This is a genomic window from endosymbiont of Acanthamoeba sp. UWC8 (genome assembly GCF_000730245.1).
GTDB lineage: Bacteria > Pseudomonadota > Alphaproteobacteria > Rickettsiales > Midichloriaceae > Jidaibacter.
In genome coordinates this window covers 150,307-162,510 of sequence record NZ_CP004403.1, presented here as the reverse complement: position 1 = coordinate 162,510, position 12,204 = coordinate 150,307, and the positions used below count along the sequence as shown (strand labels likewise).

The 12,204-nt window shown below is 35.8% G+C and carries 8 protein-coding genes, 1 tRNA gene and 1 pseudogene; 9 read left to right on the top strand and 1 reads right to left on the bottom strand.

Features of this window, described 5'->3' with window-relative positions:
• Positions 1–5 precede the first annotated feature (5 nt).
• The 9 genes and pseudogenes from odhB to dxr all read left to right on the top strand — a co-directional run bounded on the left by odhB (position 6) and on the right by dxr (position 10,546).
• Entirely contained in the window at positions 6–1,187 is a 1,182-nt protein-coding gene (gene odhB, locus I862_RS00755) for a 2-oxoglutarate dehydrogenase complex dihydrolipoyllysine-residue succinyltransferase (RefSeq protein ID WP_038537795.1), read from the top strand.
• A 29-nt stretch (positions 1,188–1,216) separates the two neighbouring features.
• Positions 1,217–1,666 carry a hypothetical protein gene (locus I862_RS00750; protein ID WP_148299454.1) on the top strand — a complete coding sequence of 150 codons (450 nt, stop codon included), beginning with the start codon at positions 1,217–1,219 and terminating at the stop codon, positions 1,664–1,666.
• Entirely contained in the window at positions 1,663–3,066 is a 1,404-nt protein-coding gene (gene lpdA, locus I862_RS00745; protein WP_038537790.1) for a dihydrolipoyl dehydrogenase, read from the top strand. Before I862_RS00750 ends, lpdA begins: the two co-directional genes overlap by 4 nt.
• 133 nt (positions 3,067–3,199) lie before the next feature.
• Positions 3,200–4,525 carry a hypothetical protein gene (locus I862_RS08480; RefSeq protein ID WP_199398809.1) on the top strand — a complete coding sequence of 442 codons (1,326 nt, stop codon included), beginning with the start codon at positions 3,200–3,202 and terminating at the stop codon, positions 4,523–4,525.
• Positions 4,526–4,783: 258 nt separating this feature from the next.
• Positions 4,784–4,870 (top strand) — tRNA-Leu (locus tag I862_RS00735).
• 34 nt (positions 4,871–4,904) lie between these two features.
• On the top strand, positions 4,905–7,955 hold the full coding sequence (galU, locus tag I862_RS00730) for a UTP--glucose-1-phosphate uridylyltransferase GalU (RefSeq protein WP_084173746.1): 3,051 nt from the start codon (positions 4,905–4,907) through the stop codon (positions 7,953–7,955).
• Positions 7,956–8,028: 73 nt separating this feature from the next.
• Positions 8,029–8,727, top strand: a complete 699-nt coding sequence (locus I862_RS00725) for an isoprenyl transferase (protein ID WP_038537788.1) — start codon at positions 8,029–8,031, stop codon at positions 8,725–8,727.
• Positions 8,690–9,400, top strand: a complete 711-nt coding sequence (locus I862_RS00720; protein WP_158499234.1) for a phosphatidate cytidylyltransferase — start codon at positions 8,690–8,692, stop codon at positions 9,398–9,400. Before I862_RS00725 ends, I862_RS00720 begins: the two co-directional genes overlap by 38 nt.
• Positions 9,400–10,546, top strand: a pseudogene (dxr, locus tag I862_RS00715) (1-deoxy-D-xylulose-5-phosphate reductoisomerase). The gene I862_RS00720 and the pseudogene dxr overlap by 1 nt, the downstream one beginning before the upstream one ends.
• A gap of 5 nt (positions 10,547–10,551) precedes the next feature.
• Here dxr and I862_RS00710 read toward each other — a convergent pair.
• Positions 10,552–12,018: a hypothetical protein gene (locus I862_RS00710; RefSeq protein WP_038537785.1), complete on the bottom strand. Its 1,467-nt coding sequence runs from the start codon at positions 12,016–12,018 to the stop codon at positions 10,552–10,554.
• Positions 12,019–12,204: the final 186 nt, after the last annotated feature.

Below are 12,204 nucleotides of genomic sequence, written 5' to 3'. Positions count from 1 at the left end.
TTAAGATGTCTGTAAATATTGTAGTCCCGCCGCTTGGTGAATCAGTGACTGAAGCAACCATTGCTAAATGGCATAAAAAAGAAGGTGAATTCATCAATGTTGATGAGTTACTGGTTGAGATTGAAACCGATAAGGTTACTCTTGAAGTTAATGCCCCTGCTTCCGGCACAATCGGAGAAATAAAAAGTAAAGAAGGTGACTTGGTTAAGGTAGGTCAATTACTCGGCACCATGTCCGAAGGTAATAGCAAGGCAGCTACTCAACCTACTCAAGCTGAAGCGCCGAAAAGTGCTCCTCAACCTATTTCTCTAAGCCCTGCTTCTTCTAGTGATAAAATCTTATCTCCTGCGGCAAGCAAACTTGCAGCAGAAAAAGGAGTTGACGTAAATCAGATCACAGGTAGCGGCAAAGACGGCAGAATAACTAAAGAAGATGTGTTATTCCCTCAACAAGCTGAGACAATAACTTCAGGAAGCGGAGATAACTCGAACAGAGAAGTTAGAGTTAAAATGACCAGACTTCGTAAAACCATTGCCCAAAGGTTAAAAGAATCACAAAACACTGCTGCTATTCTCACAACTTTTAATGAAGTTGATATGAGCGAAGCATTTAGAATTCGTAAACTTTACCAGGAAAAATTCCAGGAAAAACATGCTATTAAACTTGGGTTTATGTCTTTCTTCGTTAAAGCTTGTGTTGCTGCGTTAAAAGAAATACCCGCAGTAAATGGGTCAATTGAAGGTGATGATATTATATATAAAAACTATTATGATATCGGTGTAGCAGTTGGAACTGAGCAAGGGCTGGTTGTCCCGGTGTTAAGGGATGCTGATAAGCTATCATTCGCAGGCGTTGAAAAAGGAATTGCATCTTTAGGCAAAAAAGCAAGAGACGGTAAACTTTCCATGCAGGATATGATGGGTGGAACTTTCAGTATTACCAACGGCGGAACTTATGGCTCACTCCTCTCTACCCCGATCATTAATCCTCCTCAATCTGGTATTTTAGGTATGCATAATATTATACAAAGACCAGTTGCAGTGAACGGTAACGTGGAAATAAGACCGATGATGTATGTTGCTCTTTCTTATGATCATAGGATTATTGATGGTAAAGAAGCAGTAACATTTTTAGTTAAAATTAAAGAACTGGTTGAAAACCCTGAGAAGTTGCTATTTGATATATAAAATATTGAATCAGTACGGAAATTATGCAAATGCAGGAAAATCAAAATCAGTATAGCAATATAAAACCTAGTAATTTAAAAGCTACTTCAAGGAAAAAAGCTATAATGATCGGGGTATTATTCGGGTTATCTATTCCGTCAATAACTCTTGAAGTTGCAGAGTTTCCACATACTATGGATTATCTGATAAAGCTAGGTTTAGGTGCCGTTGTTATTGCTCCTATAGTTGCATTTATTACTTTTATTTCAATTAGAAACATGTATAAATGCCCTAAATGCAAATCACATTGGTCTTATTTCAAAGTAAATGAGACTATAATTGAGAGCTTTGCTGTCGCTCAACCGTTAAAAAAGACTAATAATGCCGCTGAAAGCGTTAGAAATGAGCGTTACCTGGTTGAATCCGAATGCGGCAGCTGTCATTTTAGAAGTTTCAAGCATAAAAAAAGAAAAGTTATTAAAAAAGGTGAAGAGTTATGAAAGAATTTGATGTTGTTGTTATCGGCGGCGGCCCGGGCGGGTATGTTGCTGCGATTAAAGCTGCGCAACTCGGGAAATCTGTTGCATGCATTGAAAAGAGAGGTTCTTTAGGCGGCACTTGTTTAAATGTCGGGTGTATACCTTCTAAAGCGTTACTGCATTCATCACATAAATATCATGAATTTAAACATGGAGCTGAGGAGCACGGCATTAACGTCAAAGATGTTAGCCTTTCATTAGATAAAATGATGGAAAGAAAACGTAATGTAGTTTCCGGCCTAACTAAAGGTATTGAGGGATTATTTGCAAAAAATAAAATAACCTATTTAAAGGGTTATGGTAAACTACTTAGCCAAAATGAAATCGAAGTAGCTTTAAATGACGGCGGAGTTGAAAAAATTAAAGCAACTAATATTATTTTAGCGACCGGCTCAGATGTTGTGCAACTCCCGGGAATAGAAATAGATGAGAAGAAAATAGTATCTTCAACCGGTGTTCTTGAGCTTACTGAAGTTCCTAAGAAACTGGTTGTAATCGGAGCAGGCTATATCGGTCTTGAAATGGGCTCGGTTTGGTCAAGACTCGGTGCTGAAGTAACTGTAGTTGAATTTGCTCCCAGAGTCTTACCGGGAATGGATGGCGATGTTTCTAAGGAATTCCAAAAGATTCTTGATAAACAAGGTATCAAATTTAAACTCTCCACCAAAGTTCTTTCAGCTAAGAATGATGGCAACTCCGTTAAATTAGAGCTTGAATCGGTTACTGATGGAAAGAAAGAAACCCTTGAAGCTGATATAGTGTTAGTATCAGTCGGGCGCAAGCCTTTCACTGCTAATTTAGGCTTAGAGAATATCGGCATTAAACTTGATGAGAGAGGAAGAATTCCTATTAACGATCATTTTGAAACAAGTGTAAAAAATATTTATGCAATCGGGGATGCAGTAAGAGGAGCAATGCTCGCTCACAAAGCTGAGGAAGAAGGTGTCGCAGTTGCTGAAATTATTGCCGGACAACACGGGCATGTAAATTATGATGCAATTCCCGGTGTAGTATACACTTATCCTGAAGTTGCCTCCGTAGGTAAAACCGAAGAACAAGTTAAAGCTGAAGGAGTTGAATACAAAGTCGGCAAATTCCCATTCCTTGCTAATAGTCGCGCAAGAGCTAACGGTGAGACCGACGGTTTTGTAAAACTGATTGCTGATAAAAAAACCGATAGGATTTTGGGTGCTCATATTATAGGAGTCAGTGCCGGGGAACTAATTCAGGAATTGGTAGTCGGGATGGAGTATAAAGCTGCTTCCGAAGATATAGCAAGAACCAGCCATGGCCACCCGGGATTAAGTGAAGCGGTTAAAGAAGCTGCACTCGCTACCTACTTTAAACCCATACATATGTAATTATATTAAGTTAAGAGAGTATATAAATATTCTCTCTTAACTAAGAAAATATAATCTTTTAGGGTCATTAACTATTCATTAACTATCTTTAATGTAATCTTAATATAATTAGTAATATTATGATAAGATTGATATGACAGGATTAGAGCCCATAATTATAGCTATATTAACCACTGTCATCGGGGGATTAGCTGTAGCGGCGATAAAAATGGTTACTAATAAAGTAACGGGTAGTAAAAAAGATATAGCTTCAGATGCTATAAAAAATGATCAGAAACCTGAAGAAGGAATAAAACAAAATACTCCTCAAGTAGCTAAGGAAAACAGTATCCAAGTAACAAAACCTGATCTTTCGGAAAATAAGATAAAGCCCGAACTTAATAAAGCTAATAAGGCTAACTCATTAGAAACACAGCAAGCTGCTCAAAAAAACAATGAACAAAGTACTACTCAAAAAATCATTAAAAATATATCGGATTTGATATTAGGTAAATCTGGTCAAGCTGCTACAGATATTGCTACAAACAAGTCAGGAGATAAAATAGCTGGCAGAGAGGCAATAAAACAAGTAATTAACATTAGTCAAAATATTGCTAAATATTTATTTAATAATGTAAGTAAAGAAATTGATAAAAATTTAAATCAAAACCTAGATAGGAATCAAAACCTAGATAGGAATCAAAACCTAGATAGGAATCAAAACCTAGATAGGAATCAAAACCTAGATAGGAATCAAAACCTAGATAGGAATCAAAACCTAGATAGGAATCAAAACCTAGATAGGAATCAAAACCTAGATAGGAATCAAAACCTAGATAGGAATCAAAACCTAGATAGGAATCAAAACCTAGATAGGAATCAAAACCTAGATAGGAATCAAAACCTAGATAGGAATCAAAACCTAGATAGGAATCAAAACCTAGATAGGAATCAAAACCTAGATAGGAATCAAAACCTAGATAGAACTCAAAGCCAACAGCAAGGTCAAAGCCAACAGCAAGGTCAAAGCCAACAGCAAGGTCAAAGCCAACAGCAAGGTCAAAGCCAACAGCAAGGTCAAAGCCAACAGCAAGGTCAAAGCCAACAGCAAGGTCAAAGCCAACAACAAGGTCAAAGCCAACAACAGGGCCAAAACCAACAGCAAGGTCAAAGCCAACAACAGGGTCAAAGCCAACAACAGGGTCAAAGCCAACAACAAGGTCAAAGCCAACAACAGGGCCAAAACCAACAGCAAGGTCAAAGCCAACAACAGGGTCAAAGCCAACAGCAAGGTCAAAGCCAACAACAGGGTCAAAGCCAACAACAGGGTGCCACTAACCAAAACGATATAAGAAAACTAGGGGAACAACTAAGCCAATCCGGCGTATCACAACAGAATCAGGGCAATTCTCAAACTCCATCAACTCCTAATATATCCAATGCCGTTAGCCAGACCACCCAAAAAGGGCTAGGTAGGTAAAGAGAGAAAGTATTAAAAAAGTATGATTTTGCCCTATAAGCCCTGAAATTCCCTCTGCGGGGTAAACATGTGATGCCATGTATATTTATTATGATAAAGGTTTTAAAACTTTTTAGAAGATAAATACCCTAAATAAGAAAGACAGTGTATGGTACTACCAAAAGCTACAACCGTAAATTTTGTAGAAAGTAATTTTACTTACTAAGCTTTGCTATTTGACAACAATCTAATTTCACCATAGATTCCTAAATTAAAAAAGCCCGGATGGCGGAATTGGTAGACGCGCTAGTTTCAGGTACTAGTAGCTTTATAGCTGTGGAAGTTCAAGTCTTCTTTCGGGCACCATTTTTTTTATTTTGCGCAAGAGGTATAAATTAAAGTGAAAAAAGTTAGAAAAGCAGTATTTCCGGTCGGAGGACTCGGTACAAGGTTTTTGCCTGCAACAAAATCTTTACCCAAAGAAATGCTACCCATTGCCAGTAAACCTCTAATTCAACATGCTTTCGAAGAAGCGGTTAATGCGGGAATTGAAGAATTTATCTTTATCACGGGACGTAATAAGAGCGCAATTAATAATCATTTTGATAATGTTTTTGAACTGGAACAAGCACTATCAGAAAAAGAGAAGGCAGAGGCATTATGTTTAACGAGAGATTGGTTACCACCCCCTGGAAATATTATTTTTATTAGGCAGCAACAGCCACTAGGATTAGGCCATGCTGTTTGGTGCGCGCGCAACTTAATTCAGGATGAGCCTTTTGCTGTTTTACTTGCCGATGAATTATTTATCACCCCTAACTCAAAGGGTTTGTTAGCTGAGATGGTTGAGCAATATAATCAAACTCAAGCCAATCTTGTTGCAGTATCTGAAATCCCGCTCAACGAAACCCACAAATACGGAATTATAAAAACAAGAAACAATTCTTCCGAGAGGGTATTAAAAATTGAGGATATGGTAGAAAAACCTAAACCTGAAAATTCCCCCTCGAATATTTCAATAATCGGCAGATATATACTGGATTCAAACATCTTTGATTACCTGGAGAAAACCCCGAAAGGCAGCGGTGGTGAAATACAACTTACCGATGCAATGAAATTAATGCTTCAAAATCAAGAGTTTTGGGGTTATAAACTACAAGGTAAGAGGTTAGATTGCGGAGTACCTATGGGTTTCTTTGAAGCAAATATTGAGTTCGCTTTAAATAATCCGGAATCCGAACAGCAAGCAACCGAAATAATCAAAAAAAATTGCAAGCCGAATAAAATGATATCCCAGGAAACTAAAATGCAACATCTCGATAATCTTAATAAAGATCAATTCGAGGCAGTAACCACTATAGAAGGACCTCTTTTAGTTCTTGCCGGAGCTGGAACCGGTAAAACTAAGGTGCTTACCACTCGTATTTCACATATTTTAAATCTTAGAAATGCTTTCCCGAGTCAAATCTTAGCCGTAACTTTTACTAATAAGGCTGCAAAAGAGATGAAGCACCGTGTCGAGACCTTAAACGGTATTGCAGTTGAAGGTTTATGGCTCGGTACTTTTCATGCAATTGCTGCGAAAGTTTTAAGAAGGCATGCTAAGGAAGTAGGATTGAATCAGGATTTTACTATCATTGATATGGACGATCAGTTGCGTCTTATTAAACAAATTTTCAATGATTTTAACATTGATACCGAAAAGCATTCCCCAAAATTATTTTTATACCAAGTCGGTAGGCTCAAGGATAAAGCAATTACTCATAATAAAGTTTCCCATAATGATTCATATTTTTACGGCAGCAAAAGTTTAAGCGAGCTATATGCGGAATATCAAAATCGTCTTAAAAACTTAAATGCAGTAGATTTTGGTGATCTCTTATTATACAACATAGAACTTTTTAATAGTAATCTTGAAATCTTATCGGAATACCAAAGAAAATTTAAATATATATTAGTTGACGAGTATCAGGATACTAACATCTCACAATATTTATGGCTTAGGTTACTTGCTCAGCAACACAATAATATTTGTTGCGTCGGAGATGATGATCAATCAATTTATGGTTGGCGGGGAGCGGAAATCACTAATATACTTAAATTTGATAAGGATTTTCTCGGTGCCAAAGTTATAAGGCTGCAACAAAATTATAGATCGACCAATCACATACTTGGTGCAGCAACCAAGTTGATTTCCTTTAACCAGGAAAGGCACGGAAAGATTCTCTGGACTGATCAGCAACACGGTGAAAAAATCAGGCTCAATTCTTTTTATGATGATAAGGAGGAAGCTAGATATATAGCAGATGAAATCGATTCATTAAAAAGATTTCATTCCTTACCCTATTCCGATATAGCAATTTTACTTAGAGCCGGTTACCAAACCAGAAGTTTTGAGGAAAGTCTAAATTACCAAAGAATACCTTATAGAATTATAGGCGGAATGAAATTCTACGAACGTGCTGAAATCAAGGATACAATTGCTTATATCAGAGCATTAGTAAACCCTAATGATAGCCTTGCTTTCGAGAGAATTATCAACACTCCTAAGCGCGGAATCGGTGCGGCATCACTGCAAAACATACATATTTCAGCAAGAGAAAAAAACATATCTCTTTTTGCTGCTGTAAAAATGCTTTTAAATGCCGGGCAATTAAAAGGTAAAGCCGGGCAATCCTTAGCCGAACTTATGCAACAATTCGATCGATGGAAGCAAACATTAAAAACTTTATCTCATACCGAAACAGTTGATTTAATGCTCAATGAGTCTGGCTATATAGATATGTGGAAAACGGAAGCAACCGAAGAAGCGAGAGAAAGACTGGATAACGTTAGGGAGTTAATTCGAAGTTTAGAAGAATACAGCTCTTTAAGTGAATTCTTAGAGCATGTAAGTTTAGTAAGCGATTTAGATAGTATCGTTAACGAAAACGTAGTGAACATCATGACTATGCACGGAGCTAAAGGTTTAGAATTTAAGGCGGTTTTCCTGCCCGGCTGGGAAGAAGGGATTTTCCCGAGCAGCAGATCAATTGAAGAGAGTGGCCAGCTTGGCTTAGAAGAAGAAAGAAGACTTGCATATGTCGGGATTACCAGATCTAAAGAAAAGCTCTACATTTCTTTTGCCAACAACCGTAGAATTTACGGTAATTATCAATATAACCAACCTTCTAGGTTTATTGATGAATTACCTAAAGAGCATTTTGAAATAATCAATAGCTTCGGAAGTTTAAAACCACAATTTAAGAAAGAGGAAGCCTTTGATTGTACCCTCCCCTCTTTCCTATCTTCAAGCGCTTCTAATTCTGATAGACTTAGACGAGGGCAAAGAGTTTTCCATAAAAAATTTGGTTATGGAATTATTCTTTCTATTGCAGATGATAACGCTCAAGTAGCATTTGAAAAAACAAGCACTAAAAAAGTGCTTTTAGATTATCTGGAAGTATCTTAGGAGTTCTAAAGAACTTGAGAATTTATTATAAATAATTTATAACTTCCAGCTACTTGTAAGATAAGGAAATTAAATGCATTTAACACCACCTAAGCATATAGCAATTATTATGGATGGTAACGGCAAATGGGCAAAAGCTAAATTACTGCCTAAAAATCTAGGACATAAAAAGGGTGCGGAAGCAGCTGAAAAAATAATTAAAGCTTGCCGGAAAATGGGAGTGGAATATTTAACATTATATGCATTCTCTTCTGAAAATTGGCAAAGGCCTGAGGAAGAAGTTAAATATTTGATGGATTTACTGAAAGATTATTTAATTAATAATATTTCCAAGTTTATAAAGGAAGGAATTAAAGTAAAATTTATCGGTGAGCGTACCAATCTTTCAACGGAAATCCAAGAGTTAATCGATAAGGCTGAGAAGGAATCAATAAACAACACTTTCACCTTAATCATTGCTTTAAGCTATGGAGGCAGGGATGAAATTAGGCAGGCCGCACTAAATTTTGCTCACTATATACAACAAGAAAACAAGAATATAAAAGAAATAGCAAAAGAAGAATTTGATCAGTTCCTTTATACTAATGATATACCCGACCCCGATCTTTTAATTAGAACGGGAGGAGAATATAGAATCAGCAATTTTTTACTATGGCAGCTATCTTATTCGGAACTTTATTTTACTAATAAATTATGGCCTGATTTTGGTGAAAAAGAACTGGATGAAGCAATTAATGATTATAATAAGAGAACTAGAAGATATGGAAGATAATAATATAAAAGAACGATATATAAAGCAAAATTTATTGCCCAGAACTATATCAGCGGCAATACTTGCTCCGGTTATACTTTACCTGGTATATAAAGGGGGTTACTTATTTAATTCGCTAATTACCTTGCTTGCGCTTTTGATGAGTATGGAATGGGTGCATATCGTAAATTCAAATCCGCTTAGACAATATAAAAAGTTATGGTACCTACTTGGTATTTTTTATATAGCCCTTCCCTGCCTTTCACTAATTTATTTAAGGCAACTTGACAACGGCTTAAATATTATATTATGGCTGTTGTTAACCGTTTGGGCATCGGATATAGGCGCATATGTGTTTGGTATAGCATTCGGGGGAGCAAAATTAATGCCCCTAGTCAGTCCTTCTAAAACCTGGTCAGGCGCTTTAGGGGCGATTATTTTTTCATGCATAATCGGTGGCTCATATATTAAATTTTCAGGATTAAATATACCATCTTGGCTTCCAATGTGTTTTTTTCTTTCTATAGTAGCCCAAATTGGTGATTTAGCCGAATCAGGATTTAAACGAGTTTTTAAAGTGAAAGATAGCGGCGCACTTATACCCGGGCATGGCGGGGTATTAGACAGAATAGATAGTGTAGTAACCGCTTCGGTTTTTATTGCTGTATATTATTTAGTTAACGGTAGTCTATAATGGATGTAAGGACAGTACAAATTCAAGGTTCAACCGGCTCTATCGGCACCCAAACTTTGAAAATCATAAGAGAGCATCCTGATAAATTTAAGGTAAAAACTCTTTCTGCAAGGTCTAATTCTAAATTGCTTGCTGAGCAGGCAGTGGAATTTGGAGTAGAAGACATAATTATTGAAAATAAAAGTTTTTATAATGAATTAAAATCAAGCTTATCGGGCAAAAAAAATTAATATCCATGCAGGAAGAGATGTTCTCATTGAGATGGCCGGTAAGCCGCATGATGTTACAATTGCCGGCATTATGGGAATCAGCGCATTGGAACCTACCGTTGCGGCAATTAAAAATTCCAAGGTGGTCGGTTTGGCAAATAAGGAAAGTATAATCTGTGCCTCGGAAATAATGCTTTCGGCTGCTTATAAATATAAAAGTCAAATTATACCGGTTGATTCCGAGCACAGTGCGATCTTCCAATCACTTGATTTATCCCAGAAAGATAAAGTAGCCGGCATAACTTTAACCGCTTCAGGGGGGCCCTTTAGAAATAAAACTTTAAAAGAGATGGAGAATGTTACTCCCGAAGAGGCAGTAAATCATCCGAATTGGAAGATGGGCGGCAAAATTTCGGTAGATTCAGCAACTCTTATGAATAAGGGTTTAGAACTTATTGAAGCTTGTAAGCTTTTTGATCTTCCTCCTTCTAAAGTAGATGTAATAGTTCATCCTGAATCGATAATTCACGGGTTGGTAAATTACGCTGACGGCTCAACTATAGCCCAACTTAGCCACCCCGACATGTGCGTTCCGATTTCTTATGCATTATTTTACCCCAATCGCTTAAATATTAAACACAAAGCTTTAAACTTAAGTGAGCTAAGTAAACTACATTTTGAAGCACCAGATTATATCAGGTTTCCTCTGCTTAAACTTGCAATCGTTACCGCAAGCAAAAGCCAATCCGAGATTATTGCCTTAAATGTTGCTAATGAAGTAGCGGTTAATGCTTTTCTGCAAGGCAAAATTAAATTTTTAGATATTTACCATATAGTTAATAACACCTTAGAAAAATTTAACCCTTGTAAATTAAATACCCTACAAGATACCTTGCAGCTTATTGAAGAAATTTATCTTAGTTTATCTCCCTTATAAATAATTTAAACTTGGCAAAATCCTTCATAACAATTTGATACTTGATTGGATGGTAATATCTCATCAAAAACTTCTTTAAAATCAGAGGGGCAGTCATTACCAGAATAATAATTTACTATATTTATATCTATAAACTTTCCATCGATATACTCATTAAATGTTAAATCATGGGTTATATAAGTTTTTACCTCTTGTAAAAGCTGCTTATTACAGCCATCAATTGCAGCTTTTGCTAAATTTCCTAAATCTTTATCAAAATCAATAATCTTTTTTAATGTTGCTAAGGATAAATTTAAGTTCTTAAAAATTCCGATTTTCTCTTCGCCCCAAAAACTCGATAATGAGGCTTCATTAGTTATTTTTTGAACATCAATTGAATGTTTATTTAATATACTTACACAATTTTTATCCGGGTTCACTACTTTATCCGCATTTTGGTTGACATATGCGGGGTAATTCTCGCTAAAATAAGTATCGCTAGCTTCCCATTTATAAGCATCCAGAGCGGTAGGAATGCAATCTTTGATATCCTTCATAGCCTCCAATCTAACTTTAAAAAAGTTAATTAAATCAGCTTCAAGTTTATTTATATTTGTATTTATAAGTTGCTTTGAAAGCTCTGAAGCGGAATAATAAATCCTCAATTCAGTTAAAACCTCATTAGTAATGCGCTCAAATGTAGATATAGATTCATTCGCAATAGTATCGAATGATTTAACCACATCTTCTTTGGAGCAATATCTGAAGGTATCTCTATAAAATGATGATTGAAGATTAAATTGCTTAGGCGGATTAACTATATTATTATAAAAATTACGGTATTGATCTGCAAGCTTAGTAAATGCTATGGCTGAATCACCGTCGATTTTCACTAAAGCAGCTGAATTACTTTCCTCAGAATCTTTAAATAATAATCCTAAGTTACCTCTATGCCTATCATAATCTCCTAAAAACTCAAGAATTGCAGAGCCAAGTTCAATATTTTGTAAGTTATACAAGGCATAGCATTTAGAATCGGCAGATTTGTATAAAGAAGTATTGGAGTAGCTATTACATTTAAAATCTTCTACTAAAACAGGTATTTTACATGAATCGTAGATAAACTTTTCCATTTTGCCGCCGGGTATGATATGGCTTTTATTAAGAGCTTTAAGAAAATAATTTTCTGCATTATACGTAAGCTTTGCATAATTATGAAATAGCGGCAATTCTTTTGACAATATATAAACCTTTTTTCCATCGGTAGCCAAGGAATCATAAGGAGCGTTTGCTTTGCCTAGGAAATGTTGCATTACTTTGCTTTCAATCAGTTGAGCTATACTCATAACAATGTTGCTTACTTCCTTAACAAAATAAGTTTCTCCGTTCTTTCCATATTTTTTAACTTCACGACGGCCTTCAGTATTACTAATAAATTTAAAATGTTGTAAAAAGTTTTTATTCATATCAAAGCAATTAGATTGTAATTTCATCTGGGCAGTCTATTATTTTTTATATTTTGTGTCAAATACTTATATTTTATATTAATTTAGCTATAACCTTAAGATTAACCTTTATTTTAACATATTTCTTAACTTTATATTATTGCTTTATTAGTATTATATATTACATAACTACATAAAGAACTTTCATGGCAATCTAGTACTTGTTCCTCATTC